We start from the raw sequence: 18,364 nt of genomic DNA, 5'->3' as shown, positions 1-18,364 counted from the left end.
GCCGCTAAGGCAGGGAAAGTTTGGCTGACAATAGCTGCCAGCAGTACAGGTTTAAAATGGAAGGACATTTTTTGCCTCTTAATATATATTGATTATCTATTATTGGAATGCTTGATGTGCGGTTACTTGCTGACAGGTGTCAAACTTGTATCCGTCGTATTGCGGTCGTCATCATTCTTCACGCCGCCGAACACGGTATCCAACGATTTATCGGCATCAAAGGTAACTTTACCGCCTATACTGACTTCTGTTTTATCGCCGTTAAATTGACCAAAGAATTTCCCTTCGACTTTGCCGTTTTTACCATCGGATTCGGCAGTGCCTGAGAAATCAACGCCGTTGATGCCTACATCTTTCATCACAACGTCCGGACCGTAATCAGCATTACCTAAAATCGTGCCGCCGAGTTTGTTGGTGTTGAAATTGGCTGTCAGCAGTGAAAGTTTGGGCGTGTTTTTTTCAGACGACCTGGAGGATTTGCCCGGATCGTAGGTTGAGGTAACGATATTGCCGTTGCGGACGCGGACAGCCCAAACTTCGTATGTAGTCTTGCCTTTTGCCACTGTACTGTCTGACGGAGTGTAATAAGACGGTTTCGCCGTTCCGACGGGTTTGCCGCCGACAAACAGGTCTGCCGTGCCGTCTGCATTTATCCATGCGCCGAATTTAAGGTGGTCCTGTTTGGTTGCCGGTGCATAGGTGAATTGTCCCGAACTACTGCAACAGACAAACAGTTTGCCACCTTCAGATAAAGGTTGTCCTTCATGGCGTGTACGAAGGGCATAAGACGGGCTGGAATATGATGGGACAATCGGATCAGAATATGAACTAATGTTGTAATAGTTACCAGAAGGGGTTTGATAGACATATTGTTTATCGGTATAGCTGTAGCCCCATGATGTTTTCACTTCGAGTTCCGCTTCACGCAGACTGCCGCCTTTACCGGAAAGGGTATTAATGGTCTTTACTGCATTGCTTTCATCGCTCAGCTTAACATTGGCAATAGGTTGCGCTGTCGGAATAGCAACGGGAACTTTGGGTTCAGATGCACCTCCACCTGCACATGCAGTCAAAATAAAGGTAGTTGCAATAGGCACTATAAATACATTAATTTTCATAACCAATCTCTCTAAAATACAAGCTTCTCAGATACAATAATGATAAGTATTACTAATAATATGCAATATTGTGTAATAAATATTTTATTTTAGCAATACCAATATTTTTTCTATCAGTAGTTAAGGTGAATCTTTATGCCATCCTCTCTCTGTTAAATATATTTACGCAATTTATAATCCTATAAAAATAAATAAGTTATATATATTTCGTAAATTTGCCGTTATAATGATAAATCTAAATACGAATCTGTACTTTTTATGCAAAAATAAAATTACCTGAGATGCTTCAGGCAGTTTTATGACAAACATAAACTCCTTATTACGAACGGTTTGCCCTGCAATATATACATATATTTCGGATGACTTTAAATGCTAAAAATAAAACAAAAAATTATCTCAGCTTCTTTGTGCTACCTATTGCCGTCAGCAGCCTTTGCTGAATTTCCCGAAGAGGGTGTTCGGCAGAATATTTCTTCTCAGAATACTGCTGTACAAGTACAACAGAAACAATGGTTAGACATTTTATCTGAGGAGGAAAGGTCGCCTGAAAAGAATGAGAATGTAGGCAGACCAACTTTGGTTAACGATGATTTTTTAGCGGCAAACCCACATATTCTTGAGGACGCGTTGGTTCAAGCACTTAACGGCAATAGCGCAGATCTAGTCTCCTCGCTTGTCGCCCTTTACCGTAAACAGCCCAACCACAATCCCAAACTGATTGCGCGTGCCGATGCTTTGCTGGCAAAGCTGAAAGGACGGACTTCCGAAGCGGTCGAACGTTATCGTACCCTTTATGAATCTGACGTTTCAGACGACCGCATATTGTTGGATTTGGCAGCAGCAGAGTTTCAGGACTATCGCTTGGGTGAGGCAACGATGCATTTTCGCCATGCCGCGCAACGCGATATACCTGCCCCCGTTTTGGAAAATGTTAAACGTTTTCAAGAAGCCGCCAAACGGCAGACAGAATGGAAATGGTCTGGCGGAATCAGCCCCATGCATAACGATAATGCCAACAACGCTGCTCCGCGTTATTGCATCGAAACAAGGGGGCAAACCGCATGCAGTGTTACCCTACCTGTCAGTGCCAACGGCTTGAATTACGAATTGAACACCGAAAAACTTACCCCATTGTATGGGCATCACGCCATCAAATTCCGCGCCAACCTCAGCGGCACAAGCTATTTTTTCGACCGCCAATCGGCTTACGACGATGCGTTCGGCAGAGCTTATTTGGGCTGGCAACGCAAGGACGGCAAACAAACCGTCAGCGTTTTACCGTTTTATCAGGCACAGTTGGCAGGCAGCAGCGAGTTTGACAGCAAAAAAGAAAATAACCGCCGCGTTGCACCTTATATGCTGGCTCACGGAGTTGGCGTACAGCTTTCGCATATGGTCAATCTCGGCAATGCGACTCAACTTTACTACTCACTGGAACGCTACCGCCAAAACTATCGGGAAACTGATCGTGCACTGCGCAACGATGGTTGGCACGACAGTACCTATCTCTCCCTAGCTCGCCGTTTTGGCAACACGACTCTGTTCGGCGGTTGGCAATACAACCGCTTTGTTCCTGAAAACAAAAACATACACAATATTGAGAACAATGCAGCCTACCACCGCAACGGTTTCAATATAGGTTGGATACAGCAATGGCAGGTTTTAGGTGGGCTTAACAGCAGACTTACCGCTTCATTTGCCAACCGTCGCTATAAAGGCATTATGGCATTCGGTACGGAGCCGCAACGCAATCGGGAGCGCGCGCTCTCTATCAACCTTAGTCACAACAAATTATCTTATAAAGGCATTACCCCTACTTTGAATTATAGTTATAGTCACACCCGTAGCAATGCACCCTATGCAATGCGTAATATTCATCAATGGTCATTAGGTGGTGAATGGAATTTTTAAAAGAGAATCAAATCTGAGTAGGTGTAAGACAGCAACCCGTTCAAACAAAACTTTGTAGTGTAATTAAAGGTCTCTGCAAACATCTACGCCGAGACCTTGTCTGTTTGATTTAATTATTTTTTAGAGTCTGTGCGGCGTCATACCTTCAGGCGCTTCCGCACCTTCCGGCAAACCGAAGGTTTCACGCAGAATCACTTTATAGAATTCAAAAGCTTCGCGCGCGCCTTGAATGGCTTCCGCCTCGGCTTCCGGAGTCAAGTTCAAAGCGTTCAGATGCTCAACAAAAGCGCGCCAGTGTTTGCCGCGGCCGTTCGGATGAGGAGCCAGGTGGCGTGCGCCAAATTCGCCGGTGTATTCGAGTTTTTGAGCGTGTTTGAACAAGAATGCCGCGCCCAAATTAGAACCTTCGGCGCAATACAGCCAGCCGATGGCTTTATTGCCGGTTTCGTGTGGCAATTCTTTGTCAAATTTGTAAGGCTCTTCGCCCAAGTCTTTCAAGTCTTGAGTCACGGCATCGTAACGCGCCATGTATTCAAGCTCTGGAATAGCTTTGTTCAATTCGGCATCTTTATAGATGTGATCGACGGCCTTATGGAAAACAGATTGAAGTTTCAAGAATTTGATGTAGTTTTCTTTGCTGGAAAAAGGCTGAACGGACATAACCAAGTTATCAACGCTGTCGTGTGTAACTGTGGTTTGCTCTTTTAAGCGTTTGGCGAAAGTCAGCTCTTGTGTTTCACTCATGATGTTTCCTTTGAATTAAGAGACTAATAGTTTCAGATGGTTTAAGACGGCCTTTATGGTTAAAAATCCGTCTAATTTGAAAAGAATCGTTTTAAAAACAAAGAAGATAATTTTTAGCCTACTTCAGGTTCGTTGACCGTGTACCTTCCACAAATCTACAAGGATTATCGTGTTTTTAAATATTGAGAATATATCTTATTTTTATCCTAATGACAATAAACCAAACTAAGACCTATTAATAAAATTTAACGGTCCATAGCAATAACCTTCTGAAGTCTTTTCAAACTTTTCAGACGGCCCAAACCTTATTAAGCAGCCGCCATTCAATCAAATATCAACCTAAATTTGGGCTATCCTTCTGTTTTCCTTTATAATGCGACACTCTTTGCACCTTCTTTATCCCCTGCCGAACCATGAAACGGATTCCTGCCTACCATCGCTGGTGGCGCTACAAGTCTTATCTTCCTGATGCGACGCTGCCTGCACATACGGTGGAATGCCCGGATTGCGGCTGCCGTATGGATATTCCGCGCCTGCGTCAGGGACAGGAAGCGCATTGTCCGGTGTGCAACCATGAAATTGTGGAAGTGGAAAACAATCCGTATATCGCGCCGATTGCCTATGCGCTGACAACCTTGATTCTGATGGCGTTCGCGTACAATATGGTGTATATCCGTGTGGATTTATTCGGCGTGACATCGATTTTGTCGCTGCCGCAAATGATGCGCCTTTTAATTTCGCTGGATTACGGTTTTCTGGCGGAAGTGATGTTTATCCTCACCTTCGGCGCGCCTTTACTGTTTTTACTGCTCTGCCTTTATGTTTATACGGCTTTGATACGCGAAAAGGCCTACCCTGCGCTGCGCTTTGCAACGCGCGTATTGGTGCGGCTGCGCCATTGGATTATGGTGGATGTGTTTTTTATTTCCACTTTGGTGGCGTATATCAAACTCTCGTCCGTTGCTACAGTAGAGTTTGGTTCGGCGTTTTATCTGATGTTTCCGTTGTCGGTCATGCTGATTCGGACTTCGGTATCGATTCCGCAACATTGGGTTTATTATAAGATTCACCGTTTAACCGGCGGCCATGCGGTTCAGACGGCCGCTGAAGACAAAATCTGTTGCAGCCGCTGCCTGTATTTCCGCAATAAAGACGAGCAGCCTTGCGGCGTATGTGGCGCAGACTTATACCGCCGCCGCCCGAAAAGCCTGAGCATTTCGCTGGCGTTTTTAATGGCGGCGTTTATCCTGTATTTCCCTGCCAACATCCTGCCGATTATGATTTCGTCAAATCCAACAGCTTTGGAGATCAACACGATTTTCAACGGCATTGTTTATATGTGGAACGACGGCGACCGCTTGATTGCCGTGATTATCTTTAGTGCCAGTATTATGGTGCCGGTTTTGAAGATTATTGCGATGGCGGTTTTGATTTATTCCGCATACTTCAAACCCGTGATGAGTGCGGACAAAATGTCGGTTTTGTATCGGATTACCGAATCCATCGGCCGCTGGTCGATGATTGATATTTTTGTGATTATTATTTTGATGAGTTCGTTCCACACCAATATGGCGCGCGTCGTGCCGGGTGGTGCAGCGATATACTTCTGCCTGGTCGTTATTTTGACCATGCTTTCGGCCTATTATTTCGATCCCCGTCTGATTTGGGACAAGCAACAGCAGCTTTCAGACGGCCTTGATTCTGACCAGACCTTAAAACAATGAAAAAACACGATTCTTCACCCAATTATCACGCCTCGGCGCGTGTCAAGAAAACCAATGTCTTCACATCTATCGTGTGGCTGATTCCGCTGATTGCGCTGATTGCCGGCGGCTGGCTTTTGGTTAAAGACATCCGCAACCGTGGCCCTGTCGTTACGCTGTTGATGGACAGCGCGGAAGGCATCGAGGTCAACAACACCATTATTAAGGTATTGAACGTCGATGTCGGACACGTTACCCGCATCAAATTGCGCGACGACCAAAAAGGCGTGGAAGTTACTGCCCAACTCAGCGCCGATGCCAAAGACCTTATCCGCAGCGATACCCAATTTTGGGTGGTCAAACCGCGTATCGACCAAAGCGGCGTTACCGGCTTGGGAACCTTGCTTTCCGGCTCATACATTTCATTCACTCCTGGAAAAAGCCAAGAAGTCAAAGATGTATTTGTCGTCCAAGACATTCCGCCGATTGCCGCCATCGGTAAAAGTGGCCTGCGCCTGAATTTAGTCGGCAAAAACGACCGTATCCTCAATGCCAGCAGCCCTGTTTTGTATGAAAACTTTATGGTCGGTCAAGTAGAAAGCGCGCATTTCGACCCGTCCGACCAAAGTGTGCATTACACCATCTTCATCCAAAGCCCCAACGACAAACTGATTAATTCCGCCAGCCGTTTTTGGCTGGAAAGCGGCATTAATATCGAAACCACAGGCAGCGGTGTCAAACTCAATTCCGCCCCTCTGCCTGCCCTGCTGTCCGGCGCAATTTCCTTTGACTCGCCCAAAACAAGCGACAGCAAAAACGTCAAAAGCGAAGACAGCTTCACGCTTTACGACAGTCGGAGCGAAGTCGCCAACCTGCCTGACGACCGCTCGCTGTATTACACTGCGTTTTTCAAACAATCCGTACGCGGCCTGACTGCCGGTTCGCCTGTTGAATACAAAGGCCTGAATGTCGGCGTGGTTTCCGATGTCCCTTATTTCGACCGCAACGACAGCCTGCACTTGTTTGAAAACGGTTGGATTCCCGTACGTATCCGCATCGAGCCTTCCCGCTTGGAAATCAATGCCGACGAGCAAAGCAAAGAGCATTGGAAACAACAATTTCAGACGGCCTTAAACAAAGGCCTGACCGCCACCATCTCCAGCAACAACCTGTTGACCGGAAGCAAAATGATTGAGTTGAACGATCAGCCTTCCGCCTCGCCTAAGCTGCGACCGCATACCGTTTATGCAGGCGATACCGTTATCGCGACCCAAGGCGGCGGTTTGGACGATTTGCAGGCAAAAGTGGCCGACTTGTTAGACAAGTTCAACAATCTGCCATTGGATAAAACCGTTGCCGGCTTGAACGGTTCGCTTGCCGAGCTCAAGTCCACACTCAAATCTGCCAATGCAGCCCTACGCTCTATCGACAAACTGGTCGGCAAACCGCAGACACAAAACATTCCGAACGAGTTGAACCAAACCCTGAAAGAGTTGCGTCAAACCCTGCAAGGCGTATCGCCGCAATCACCTATCTACGGCGACGTACAAAATACGCTGCAAAGTTTGGACAAAACCTTAAAAGACGTTCAACCCGTGATTAATACTTTGAAAGAAAAACCCAACGCGCTGATTTTTAACAGCAGCAGCAAAGACCCTATCCCGAAAGGAAGCCGATAATGCGCCTCTTCCCGATTGCCGCCGCCCTGACGCTTGCCGCCTGCGGCACTGCGCAAAGCACACAATATTTCGTCCTGCCCGACAGCCAGTACATCCGACCTGCTGCCCATGGCAACGAAATCGCGGTCAAAGTCAACCTTGCCGATCCGCTTGCCAACGGCGGCCTCGTTTACCAAACCGATGCCTATCATGTAAATCTGGCGAAAAATCACCTTTGGGCGGCACCGCTCGATGGCGCGTTGGCAGCAAACCTCAGCAACAAGCTCAACCGCCTCAATCCGCATCGCACCTTTGTGCCTGCTTCACGCAGCCAAAGCAGCCAAACCCTGAAAGTCTATATCGAAGCCTTCCAAGGCAGCTATCAGGGGCAGACCACCATCAGCGGTTATGCACAATGGCCGGACGGACGCAGCAAACCGTTTAACGCCGTTACGCCGCAACAAGGCGACGGCTATACCGCCATGCTCGAATCGTTGGAAAACGGTTTGTCACAGGTTGCCGATACGATTGCCTATTAGACCAAAAGGCCGTCTGAAAAACTTTCGGACGGCCTTTTTCATGTTTCAAACATTCATTACAACGCGCGGTCAAAATACAAAGCCACGCCGGAACGCTCACTCATCGCCAACAAATAATCCATCAATTTTTGCGGCCATTGAATACCGCGCACAACGGTCAGGTTGCGCAAAATAGGGAACGTCAGGATATCTTCCAAACTGATTTCACCGCCCAAGCCCTCGCCTTCGCATACCAGCGCTTCCAGCTCAGCCAAATCTTGATGCAGACGCTCCAGATATTGCGCCGTTTTGTTCAGATTAGTCTCGAAATTGCCGATACTTTTCTCTTTTTTGTCGATAAAGTATTTTTTCGCTTCATCGGTCTCAAATTCGGGCAAGCCGATTTTGACCATGCGCGGCTGTACCAATTTGTTATTGTATTCGCCTACTTTGTCCAACCACGCCTGCACCTCGGGACGAACTTCTTCTTTCAGACGGCCTTGATCGATGTAACGGACAATATCCAAACTTTCACCCATAAACGAACCGTCTTCTTTTTGCAAAATCGGCACTTGTTTTGAGCCAATCATGCCAATCGGCGTAGCTTCGTCATCGTTTGCCAAGACAACCTCTTCCACCGCCACATCGCGCAAGCCGAAAATCATCCTTGCACGAACGCAAAACGGGCAATGCTCGTAAATATACAGTTTCATCGAAATACTCCTTAAAATTTCAAAGTGGTTAACCATAACACCCAAGGCCGTCTGAAACAAGGTGTCCTGAAACATAGTGCAGCATTCGCATACAAATCTAGGGCTGTCAGCAATAAACTGTTACAATGGCAACGTTTTTATCAAAAAGAAAAAAACGCACGCCATGACCATTATTCGCCAAACGCCCCAAACATCGAGTGCAACGCTGGAAGGCCTCCTCGCTTGGTTCGACGGCTATGTTGCCGCGCTGCCCGATTCCGATAAAAACCTGATTCAGACGGCCTTTGACCTGTCTAAAGAACATTACCCCGCCGATGCCCTAACGACTTACGGCGAGCCATTGCTGGAACATTTCCTCGGCTCGATGCAAATCGTCAGCGAACTCGACTTATTGCCCGATGCCGTGGCCGCTACGATTTTGTCCGACATCGGCAAATACGTTCCCACTTGGCACGAATTGGTTACCGAACGCTGCAACAGCACCGTTTGCGAACTGGTCAAAGGTGTGGACGAAGTGCAGAAACTGACCCAATTCGCCCGCGTGGACAGCCTTGCCACGCCGGAAGAACGCAGCCAACAGGCCGAAACCATGCGTAAAATGCTGTTGGCGATGGTTACCGACATCCGCGTCGTCCTGATCAAACTGGCCATGCGTACGCGCACCCTGCAATTCTTAAGCAACGTTCCCGACAATCCTGAAAAACGCGCCGTTGCCAAAGAAACCCTCGACATTTTTGCCCCGCTCGCCAACCGCTTGGGCGTGTGGCAACTCAAATGGCAGCTCGAAGATTTGGGCTTCCGTCATCAAGAGCCGGAAAAATACCGCGAAATCGCCCTGCTTTTGGACGAAAAACGCACCGAGCGCCTCGAATACATCGAAAACTTCCTCAATATCCTGCGTACGGAACTGAAAAAATACAATATTCATTTTGAAGTTGCCGGAAGACCGAAGCACATCTACTCCATTTACAAAAAAATGGTGAAGAAAAAGCTCACTTTCGACGGCTTGTTCGACATCCGCGCCGTACGTATTTTGGTGGACACCATTCCCGAGTGTTACACCACCTTGGGTATTGTCCACAGCCTCTGGCAGCCGATTCCGGGCGAGTTCGACGACTATATCGCCAACCCGAAAGGCAACGGCTATAAAAGTTTGCACACCGTTATCGTCGGCCCGGAAGACAAAGGTGTGGAAGTCCAAATCCGCACCTTCGACATGCACCAATTCAACGAATTCGGTGTCGCCGCCCACTGGCGTTATAAAGAAGGCGGCAAGGGCGATTCCGCCTACGAACAGAAAATCGCCTGGTTGCGCCAACTCTTGGACTGGCGCGAAAACATGGCCGAAAGCGGCAAAGAAGACCTTGCCGCAGCCTTTAAAACCGAGCTGTTCAACGATACGATTTACGTTTTGACTCCGCACGGCAAAGTCCTCTCCCTGCCTACGGGCGCTACTCCCATCGACTTTGCCTATGCCCTGCACAGCAGCGTGGGCGATCGTTGTCGCGGCGCAAAAGTCGAAGGACAAATCGTACCGCTGTCAACGCCGTTGGAAAACGGACAACGCGTTGAAATCATTACCGCCAAAGAGGGAAATCCTTCCGTCAACTGGCTCTACGAAGGCTGGGTCAAATCCAACCGCGCCATCAGCAAAATCCGTGCCTATATCCGCCAGCAAAATGCAGATACCGTGCGCGAAGAAGGCCGCACCCAGTTGGACAAGCAGTTGTCAAAAATCTTCCCAAAACCCAATCTGCAAGCGTTGGCGGAAAAACTCGGCTTCAAAAAAACCGACGAACTCTATACGGCCATCGGTCAGGGCGAAGTTTCCAACCGCGCCATCCACAAAGCCTGCGGCGCGCTGAATGAACCGCCTCCTGTACCGATTGATGAAACCAATATCGTCAAGCAGTCCAAAATCAAAAAAGGCGGCAAAAACGGCATTTTGATTGACGGCGAAGACGGCCTGATGACCACGCTTGCCAAATGCTGCAAACCCGCGCCGCCTGACGATATTGTGGGCTTTGTTACCCGCGACCGAGGCATTTCCGTCCACCGCTGCACCTGCCCTTCTTTCCGCCACCTCGCCGAGCAGGCTCCGGAAAAAGTGTTGAACGCAAGCTGGGCAGCTTTGCAAGAAGGACAAGTATTTGCCGTCGATGTTGAAATCCGCGCCCAAGACCGCTCCGGTTTGCTGCGCGACGTTTCGGATGCGCTGGCGCGTCATAAACTCAACGTTACCGCGGTGCAAACCCAATCGCGCGATTTGGAAGCCAGCATGCGCTTTACCCTTGAAGTCCGCCAAGTCAACGACCTGCCACGCGTATTAGCCAGCTTGGGCGACATCAAAGGCGTTTTAAGCGTCACGCGCTTGTAGCCCTCATTATCCAAGCAAATCCAAAGGCCGTCTGAAAGCAACTTTTTCAGACGGCCTTTTCAGTTTTTAAAACGCCAATATCTCAACGCCGCAAGTTATCTTTCTTAAAAAAGTCGGCCGCAGCCTTAGTCACCTCAATATATAACCCCCTCTTCTATTCTTACAACCAGTCGTTATTTCCTACCGGCATCATTCTCAGGCAAACTTATTATCCTCATGATAAACAAGATATTTCCAATTTAAGGGAGCCTCATGGATACACGAGATTTGTACCCTCACGAGATTTTGCAGGAAGCCATCGGCAAGAGCTGCGCCAAGTCCGAGTTCAGCATCAAAATGTTGGTGATTTTGAGTTTTTTAGGCGGCGGCTATGTCGGCTTCGGCTATCTTGCCTGCCTGCGCGTCATCAGCGGCATTCCGGCTGAATGGAACGGCCTAGCCGCCCTTTTGGGCGCGTCCGTATTCCCGATTGCGCTGATTTGTATCTTAATCGGCGGCGGTGAGCTGGCAACAGGCAATATGATGATTATGGCTTTGGGCAGATTGACCGGCCGCGTCAGCACCTACAAACTGGTACGCAACTGGCTCATTGTCAGCTTGGGCAATCTGGCAGGCGCCGTTGCCATGGCCTATTTTCTCGGCCACTACGTCGGCCTTGCCGAAGGGCCAGCCACAGCGAAAACCATTGCCATTGCCGAAGCTAAAATCAATATGGACTTCGGCCGCGCATTCGTTTCTGCCATCGCATGTAACTGGATGGTGTGTATGGGCATCTGGTTTTACTTCGGCGCACGCCATACTTCAGGACGAATCTTAGCCATGTGGTTCCCGGTTATGATCTTCGTATTAATCGGCTTTCAACATTTTGTTGCCAATATGTTCATCATTCCGGCCGGCATTTGGGCGGGCGCAAACGTCAGCTGGGGTCAATTTTTCTACAATATGATTCCCGTTTTCTTAGGCAACGTCCTGGGCGGGTCATCCTTTGTCGCAGCCTCTTATCTCTTTGCTTACAAACACTTACTAAAAGACGATTTTTCTATTTAATGTAGTCTTTTTTTCTAAAAACCCCGTATCTGCCCGACACAGATACGGGGTTTCTGCACAAGGCCGTCTGAAAGTCCAAGTCGTTTAATTACTTTTTCTCTTTAATCCCCAAAAAACATCAGGAAAGATAGTTTCACACACTTTCCTTCGTCATCATCAGTAAAAATTTATATATTTTTATGTTTTTAAATGACTTAGCCAAAAGACGGTATCAATTTCGAATAAAGGCTGAGTTCTTCGCTTTGCAAAAGCGACTTTTTGCGGTATGCTGGTTTAAATTATTTACAATTTAATGCATTAAAATTTCGTATTTTATTGTATTTGAAAATAATTTATCCTGTCTCTCTCGCAAAAAACAGGATTTTTAAGCTGTATTTTTATTAGAAAAAAGTTTGGGTATGAATTGCTTGCAATTTCAAACCCGTTTTAAAAGTTAGATGAGGAATAAGTACATGAATCCCATGTATATCACTTTCGCGATCTATTTGGTCGCCGTATTACTGATCGGCCTCGCCGCCTATTTTTCAACACGAAACTTCGACGACTACATTCTCGGCGGCCGCAGCTTAGGTCCGTTCGTGACCGCGATGTCTGCCGGTGCTTCCGATATGTCAGGTTGGCTTTTGATGGGCTTGCCTGGTGCCATTTACCTGAGCGGTTTGAATGAAGCTTGGATCGCCATTGGTCTGATTGTGGGTGCATACCTCAACTGGCTTTTGGTTGCAGGCCGTCTGCGCGTACATACCGAATACGCCAACAACGCGCTGACGCTTCCTGATTACTTCTTCCACCGCTTCGGTGCTGGCGGTCACTTGATGAAAGTGGTTTCTGCACTGATTATCTTGTTCTTCTTCACTATTTACTGTGCTTCAGGCATCGTAGCCGGTGCTACCCTGTTCCAAAGCCTGTTCCACGGTATGTCTTACACTCAAGCCATGTGGCTGGGTGCCGGCGCGACCATCGCCTACACTTTCTTGGGCGGTTTCTTGGCCGTAAGCTGGACCGATACGCTGCAAGCTTCTTTGATGATTTTTGCATTGGTACTGACTCCTGTAATGGTGTACTTGGGTTTGGGTGGCGCAGATCAAATGAACGCGGCCATCCAACAAGTTGCCGCTTCTACCGGTAAAGAATACGGCAGCCTGTTTGCCGGTACTACTTTCATCGGCATTATCTCTACCGCCGCTTGGGGCTTGGGCTATTTCGGCCAACCGCACATCTTGGCCCGTTTCATGGCTGCTGAAAGCGCTAAATCTTTGGTTTCTGCACGCCGTATCGGTATGACTTGGATGATTCTGTGTATGGCCGGTGCCGTGGCTGTCGGCTACTTCGGTATCGCTTACTTCGGTGCCAACCCAGCCCACGTTGAAGAAATGAACGGCAACCACGAACGTATCTTCATCGCTTTGGCTACCCTGCTCTTCAACCCTTGGATTGCCGGTATCATCTTGAGCGCGATTCTCGCCGCCGTAATGTCTACCCTGTCTTGCCAATTATTGGTTTGCTCCAGCGCGATTACCGAAGACTTCTACAAAGGCTTCCTGCGTAAAAACGCCCAACAAGCTGAATTGGTATGGATTGGCCGTCTGATGGTATTGGCGATTGCCGTGATTTCCATCCTGATTGCTTCTGACCCTGAAAGCAAAGTATTGGGCTTGGTAGCTTATGCATGGGCTGGCTTTGGTGCCGCGTTCGGTCCGGTTGTTATCCTGTCTGTTCTGTGGAAACGCATTACTGCCTACGGCGCACTCTCCGGCATGATTGCTGGTGCGCTGACTGTGGTTGTTTGGGCTGAGTGGATTAAAAAACCTGCTCTGGCTGCACAAGAAACAGGCTTCTCTACCGTCTATGAAATCGTTCCTGGCTTCATCGCTTGTACCCTCGTGATTGTTTTGGTCTCTCTGATTGACAAAAAACCTTCACGCGAATTGCAAGAACGTTTCGAAAAAGCAGACGTAGAATACCGCGCCTCTAAATAAGACGTTTTCAGACGGCCTGCATGATTCCGTGCAGGCCGTCTTTACGACATAAACTGTTTCAAAATAATCTGAGCCTTATCAGAAAAAACAGCAATTTATGCGGATGCATCTTGTATCCGCATCATAATTTTATTACGATATTACTATCCTTCAGAATGCTTGTTTTGGCAGTCTTAATTCAGGCCGTCTGAAACCATGAAAAAACCTTTGGAGAACATAAATAATGTTTAACTTCGCTTTTCCAACACAAACTCCTCTGCGTCAAGCTGTAACTGATGCCTACCGCCGCGATGAAATCGAGGCCGTTCAGGATATGTTGCAACGTGCACAGATGACCGACGAAGAACGCAATGCCGCTTCCGAGCTTGCCCGTCGTTTGGTTACTCAAGTCCGTGCCAGCCGTACCAAAGCAAGCGGCGTAGATGCCTTGATGCACGAATTCTCTCTCTCCAGTGAAGAAGGTGTTGCACTGATGTGTCTGGCTGAAGCCCTGCTGCGCATTCCGGACAATGCCACCCGTGACCGCCTGATTGCCGACAAAATCTCTGAAGGCAACTGGAAAAGCCACTTGAACAACAGCCCTTCCCTCTTCGTTAACGCGGCCGCATGGGGTCTGCTGATTACCGGCAAACTGACCGCGACAAACGACAAACAGATGAGTTCCGCATTGAGCCGTCTGATCAGCAAAGGCGGCGCCCCTCTGATCCGTCAAGGTGTGAACTACGCCATGCGCCTGCTGGGCAAACAGTTCGTCACCGGCCAAACCATTGAAGAAGCGCTGCAAAACGGTAAAGAGCGCGAGAAAATGGGTTACCGCTTCTCTTTTGATATGTTGGGTGAAGCCGCATACACCGAAGAAGATGCCAACCGCTACTACAACGACTACGTTCAAGCCATTCACGCCATCGGTAAAGATGCCGCAGGCCAAGGCGTTTACGAAGGCAACGGTATCTCCGTTAAACTTTCCGCCATCCACCCACGCTATTCACGCGCCCAACACGAACGCGTGATGAGCGAATTGTTGCCACGCCTGAAAGAATTGTTCCTTTTGGGTAAAAAATACGATATCGGTATCAACATCGATGCCGAAGAAGCCAACCGTCTCGAATTGTCTTTGGACTTGATGGAAGCTTTGGTTTCCGATCCTGACTTGGCCGGCTACAAAGGTATCGGTTTCGTTGTTCAGGCCTACCAAAAACGTTGCCCGTTCGTTATCGACTATCTGATTGATCTGGCTCGCCGCAACAACCAAAAACTGATGATCCGTTTGGTTAAAGGCGCATACTGGGACAGCGAAGTGAAATGGGCTCAAGTAGACGGCATGGAAGGCTATCCAACTTACACCCGTAAAGTCCACACCGACATCTCCTACCTCGCCTGCGCACGCAAACTCTTGGATGCGCAAGATGCCGTGTTCCCACAATTTGCCACCCACAACGCCTACACTTTGGGCGCAATCTACCAAATGGGTAAAGGCAAAGACTTTGAACACCAATGTCTGCACGGCATGGGCGAGACCCTGTACGACCAAGTGGTCGGTCCGCAAAACTTAGGCCGCCGCGTACGCGTGTATGCCCCGGTCGGCACACACGAAACCCTGCTTGCCTACTTGGTACGCCGCCTGTTGGAAAACGGTGCGAACTCTTCTTTCGTGAACCAAATCGTTGACGAAAACATCAGCATCGACCGCCTGATTAAGAGCCCGTTCGACACCATCGCCGAACAAGGCATCCACCTGCATCCGGCATTGCCTCTGCCGCGCGATTTGTATGGCAAAGGCCGTCTGAACTCCCAAGGCGTCGATTTCAGCAACGAAAACGTATTGCAAAATCTGCAAGAAAAACTCAACCAAGCTTCTTCCGAAGACTTCCACGCCGCGTCTATCGTCAATGGCGAAGCGCGTAATGTAGGCGAAGCTCAACCTGTCCGCAATCCTGCAGACCACAACGATGTTGTCGGCACTGTCAGCTTTGCCGATGCGGCATTGGCTCAAGAAGCTATTGGTGCAGCCGTTGCTGCCCTGCCGGAGTGGAGCGCCAAACCTGCTTCAGAACGCGCCGACTGCCTGCGCCGTTTTGCCGATTTGTTGGAACAACACACGCCTGCATTGATGATGCTGGCCGTCCGCGAAGCCGGTAAAACCCTGAACAACGCCGTTGCCGAAGTACGAGAAGCCGTTGACTTCTGCCGCTACTATGCCAACGAAGCTGAAAACACCCTGCCTAAAGATGCCAAAGCTGTCGGCGCAATCGTTGCCATCAGCCCATGGAACTTCCCATTGGCCATCTTTACCGGCGAAGTCGTTTCTGCCCTGGCTGCCGGTAACACCGTTATCGCCAAACCTGCCGAACAAACCAGCCTGATTGCTACTTACGCAGTTTCCCTGATGCATCAAGCCGGTATTCCGACTTCTGCACTGCAACTCGTACTCGGCGCAGGCGATGTCGGCTCTGCCCTGACCGGCGACGCCCGCATCGGCGGCGTGATCTTTACCGGTTCTACCGAAGTAGCGCGCCTGATCAACAAAGCCCTGTCCAAACGCGACGACAGCCCTGTCCTGATTGCCGAGACCGGCGGTCAAAACGCGATGATTGTGGACTCTACCGCCCTGCCGGAACAAGTCTGCCTCGACGTATTGAATTCTGCCTTCGACAGCGCGGGCCAACGTTGTTCCGCCCTGCGTATCTTGTGTGTTCAAGAAGATGTTGCCGATAAAATGGTCAACATCATCAAAGGCGCAATGGACGAGCTGGTTGTCGGCAAACCGATCCAACTGACCACAGACATCGGCCCTGTCATCGATGCTGAAGCCCAACAAAACCTGTTGGCCCACATCAACAAAATGAAAGGCGTAGCAAAGGCTTACCACGAAATCAAAACTGCCGCCGACGTTGATGACAACAACTCTACCTTCGTTCGTCCAATCCTGTTTGAATTGAACAACCTGAACGAGTTGCAACGCGAAGTGTTCGGTCCTGTACTGCACGTTGTCCGCTACCGCGCCAGCGAATTGGATCAACTCATCGACCAAATCAACGCCAAAGGCTATGCTCTGACCAGCGGTGTACACAGCCGTATCGAAGGCACTGTCGACCATATCCGCGACCGCATCGAAGCCGGTAACATCTACGTTAACCGCAACATCGTCGGTGCCGTTGTCGGCGTACAACCTTTCGGCGGTCATGGCTTGTCAGGTACCGGTCCAAAAGCAGGCGGTTCATTCTATCTGCAACGCCTGGTTCGTACTCCTGAATGGGTTGCCCCAACCCTCAGCCGCATCGGCCAAGCAGACGAAGACGCACTCAAACGTTTGGAAACCCTGGTTCACAAACTGCCGTTTAACGCAGAAGAGAAAAAAGCCGCAGCCGCAGCTTTGGGTCACGCACGCGTCCGTACCCTGCGCAAAGCCGAAACCGTATTGGTCGGCCCGACCGGCGAACGCAACTCATTGAGCTGGCGCTCTCCAGAACGTGTTTGGGTACATGGCGGCAATCTGCTGCAAGCCTTCTCTGCCCTGACCGAGCTGGCAGCCGCAGGCATCCAAACAGTTGTTGAGCCTAACAGCCCGTTGGCTTCCTACTCAGCCGATTTGGACGGTTTGTTGCAAGTCAACAGCAAACCTGAAAACGCAGGCATCAGCCATGTTGCCGCTATCGAGCCTTTGAGCAGCGAGCGCAAACAAGAGTTGGCCGGCCGCGACGGTGCGCTCATCCGCATCCTGCCTTCCGAACAAGGTCTGGACATTCTGCAAGTATTTGAAGAAATCTCTTGCAGTATCAATACTACCGCTGCCGGTGGTAATGCCAGCCTGATGGCAGTTGCCGACTAATCGTAGCCAAATCAAAGGCCGTCTGAAATTCAGACGGCCTTTTTTATGTTTTTTTATTTACATTTTTGCCGGATATTCGCACAAATCATTAATCAGACATTTGCTGCATTGCGGTTTTAAAGCCTTGCACGTATAGCGGCCATGCAAAATCAACCAGTGATGGGCATCCATCAAAAATTCTTTGGGAATAAAGCGCATCAGCTTGTCTTCAACTTCACGCACATCCTTGCCCGGCGCGATTTTGGTGCGGTTGGCCACACGGAAAATATGGGTATCGACCGCCATAACAGGTTGCCCGAATGCAGTATTCAACACCACATTGGCTGTTTTACGGCCAACACCGGGCAAAGATTCCAAAGCCTCTCGGTCGGCAGGTACTTCACCGTTATATTTCTCCAGCAAAATACGGCAAGTCTGCATGATGTGTTTGGACTTGGTTTTGTAGAGGCCTATGGTTTTGGTGTATTCCATCACGCCGTCCAGCCCCAAATCCAACATAGCTTGCGGCGTATTGGCAACGGGAAAGAGTTTGGCAGTCGCTTTGTTCACGCCGACATCAGTTGCTTGTGCAGACAATAAAACGGCGATAAGCAGCTCAAATGGCGAGCTGAAATTCAACTCGGTAGTCGGATGAGGATTGGCAGCGCGGAAACGCTCGAAAATTTCTTGGCGGATTTGTTTGTTCATTGTTTGGATTATTTTTTTATTGGCGCAGCAATTATAGTGAAATCATGTTGATACGGCTACTTTAAGTAAACAAGGCCGTC

The 18,364-nt window shown here is 49.1% G+C and carries 12 protein-coding genes; 8 read left to right on the top strand and 4 right to left on the bottom strand.

Going from position 1 to position 18,364, the window contains the following annotated elements:
• Positions 1–122: 122 nt before the first annotated feature.
• Complete coding sequence (locus tag ACTHTS_RS03335; protein WP_440369213.1) at positions 123–1,118, bottom strand: Slam-dependent surface lipoprotein; 996 nt, start codon at positions 1,116–1,118, stop codon at positions 123–125.
• Positions 1,119–1,694: 576 nt separating this feature from the next.
• Here ACTHTS_RS03335 and ACTHTS_RS03330 point away from each other — a divergent pair.
• Complete coding sequence (locus tag ACTHTS_RS03330; protein ID WP_440369212.1) at positions 1,695–3,029, top strand: surface lipoprotein assembly modifier; 1,335 nt, start codon at positions 1,695–1,697, stop codon at positions 3,027–3,029.
• 120 nt (positions 3,030–3,149) lie between these two features.
• On the opposite strand, the gene ACTHTS_RS03325 is transcribed toward ACTHTS_RS03330, so the two are convergent.
• On the bottom strand, positions 3,150–3,773 hold the full coding sequence (locus tag ACTHTS_RS03325; RefSeq protein WP_293195774.1) for a biliverdin-producing heme oxygenase: 624 nt from the start codon (positions 3,771–3,773) through the stop codon (positions 3,150–3,152).
• Between the two features lie 413 nt (positions 3,774–4,186).
• Here ACTHTS_RS03325 and ACTHTS_RS03320 point away from each other — a divergent pair, with 413 nt between their 5' ends.
• The 3 genes from ACTHTS_RS03320 to ACTHTS_RS03310 are packed head-to-tail and all read left to right on the top strand — an operon-like array spanning position 4,187 to position 7,673.
• Positions 4,187–5,497, top strand: a complete 1,311-nt coding sequence (locus ACTHTS_RS03320) for a PqiA/YebS family transporter subunit (RefSeq protein WP_440369211.1) — start codon at positions 4,187–4,189, stop codon at positions 5,495–5,497.
• Positions 5,494–7,155, top strand: coding sequence for an intermembrane transport protein PqiB (pqiB, locus tag ACTHTS_RS03315; RefSeq protein WP_440369210.1), 1,662 nt, complete (start codon positions 5,494–5,496; stop codon positions 7,153–7,155). Before ACTHTS_RS03320 ends, pqiB begins: the two co-directional genes overlap by 4 nt.
• On the top strand, positions 7,155–7,673 hold the full coding sequence (locus tag ACTHTS_RS03310; protein ID WP_440369209.1) for a PqiC family protein: 519 nt from the start codon (positions 7,155–7,157) through the stop codon (positions 7,671–7,673). Before pqiB ends, ACTHTS_RS03310 begins: the two co-directional genes overlap by 1 nt.
• A 56-nt stretch (positions 7,674–7,729) precedes the next feature.
• Here the strand turns inward: ACTHTS_RS03310 and grxB are convergent, their stop codons facing one another.
• Positions 7,730–8,440 (bottom strand): glutaredoxin 2, encoded by a 711-nt coding sequence (grxB, locus tag ACTHTS_RS03305; RefSeq protein ID WP_440369208.1) that lies wholly within the window; start codon positions 8,438–8,440, stop codon positions 7,730–7,732.
• A gap of 88 nt (positions 8,441–8,528) precedes the next feature.
• Here grxB and ACTHTS_RS03300 point away from each other — a divergent pair, with 88 nt between their 5' ends.
• From ACTHTS_RS03300 to putA, 4 genes are all read left to right on the top strand, one after another.
• Complete coding sequence (locus ACTHTS_RS03300; RefSeq protein WP_440369207.1) at positions 8,529–10,742, top strand: RelA/SpoT family protein; 2,214 nt, start codon at positions 8,529–8,531, stop codon at positions 10,740–10,742.
• A gap of 252 nt (positions 10,743–10,994) precedes the next feature.
• Positions 10,995–11,789, top strand: coding sequence for a formate/nitrite transporter family protein (locus ACTHTS_RS03295; RefSeq protein WP_440369206.1), 795 nt, complete (start codon positions 10,995–10,997; stop codon positions 11,787–11,789).
• Between the two features lie 452 nt (positions 11,790–12,241).
• A complete protein-coding gene (putP, locus tag ACTHTS_RS03290; protein ID WP_440369205.1) occupies positions 12,242–13,768 on the top strand; it encodes a sodium/proline symporter PutP in 1,527 nt (508 codons plus the stop codon).
• A gap of 223 nt (positions 13,769–13,991) precedes the next feature.
• Positions 13,992–17,597 (top strand): bifunctional proline dehydrogenase/L-glutamate gamma-semialdehyde dehydrogenase PutA, encoded by a 3,606-nt coding sequence (gene putA, locus ACTHTS_RS03285; RefSeq protein ID WP_440369204.1) that lies wholly within the window; start codon positions 13,992–13,994, stop codon positions 17,595–17,597.
• Between the two features lie 57 nt (positions 17,598–17,654).
• On the opposite strand, the gene nth is transcribed toward putA, so the two are convergent.
• Positions 17,655–18,284, bottom strand: a complete 630-nt coding sequence (nth, locus tag ACTHTS_RS03280) for an endonuclease III (RefSeq protein ID WP_049323145.1) — start codon at positions 18,282–18,284, stop codon at positions 17,655–17,657.
• Positions 18,285–18,364 lie beyond the last annotated feature (80 nt).

This window comes from Neisseria sp. P0019.S003 (assembly GCF_051957115.1).
In the GTDB taxonomy this organism is placed as follows: Bacteria; Pseudomonadota; Gammaproteobacteria; order Burkholderiales; family Neisseriaceae; genus Neisseria; species Neisseria flavescens_D.
This window is presented reverse-complemented; position numbering and strand designations above follow the sequence as displayed.

What these genes read in the sequence shown, in the direction of transcription:
- grxB (WP_440369208.1), bottom strand. Translation starts at nt 8,440, where the DNA reads ATGTTTCAGGACACCTTGTTTCAGACGGCCTTGGGTGTTATGGTTAAC.
- nth (WP_049323145.1), bottom strand. Translation starts at nt 18,284, where the DNA reads ATGAACAAACAAATCCGCCAAGAAATTTTCGAGCGTTTCCGCGCTGCC.
- ACTHTS_RS03310 (WP_440369209.1), top strand. Translation starts at nt 7,155, where the DNA reads ATGCGCCTCTTCCCGATTGCCGCCGCCCTGACGCTTGCCGCCTGCGGC.
- putA (WP_440369204.1), top strand. Translation starts at nt 13,992, where the DNA reads ATGTTTAACTTCGCTTTTCCAACACAAACTCCTCTGCGTCAAGCTGTA.
- ACTHTS_RS03320 (WP_440369211.1), top strand. Translation starts at nt 4,187, where the DNA reads ATGAAACGGATTCCTGCCTACCATCGCTGGTGGCGCTACAAGTCTTAT.
- ACTHTS_RS03295 (WP_440369206.1), top strand. Translation starts at nt 10,995, where the DNA reads ATGGATACACGAGATTTGTACCCTCACGAGATTTTGCAGGAAGCCATC.
- putP (WP_440369205.1), top strand. Translation starts at nt 12,242, where the DNA reads ATGAATCCCATGTATATCACTTTCGCGATCTATTTGGTCGCCGTATTA.
- ACTHTS_RS03325 (WP_293195774.1), bottom strand. Translation starts at nt 3,773, where the DNA reads ATGAGTGAAACACAAGAGCTGACTTTCGCCAAACGCTTAAAAGAGCAA.
- ACTHTS_RS03300 (WP_440369207.1), top strand. Translation starts at nt 8,529, where the DNA reads ATGACCATTATTCGCCAAACGCCCCAAACATCGAGTGCAACGCTGGAA.
- ACTHTS_RS03335 (WP_440369213.1), bottom strand. Translation starts at nt 1,118, where the DNA reads ATGAAAATTAATGTATTTATAGTGCCTATTGCAACTACCTTTATTTTG.
- pqiB (WP_440369210.1), top strand. Translation starts at nt 5,494, where the DNA reads ATGAAAAAACACGATTCTTCACCCAATTATCACGCCTCGGCGCGTGTC.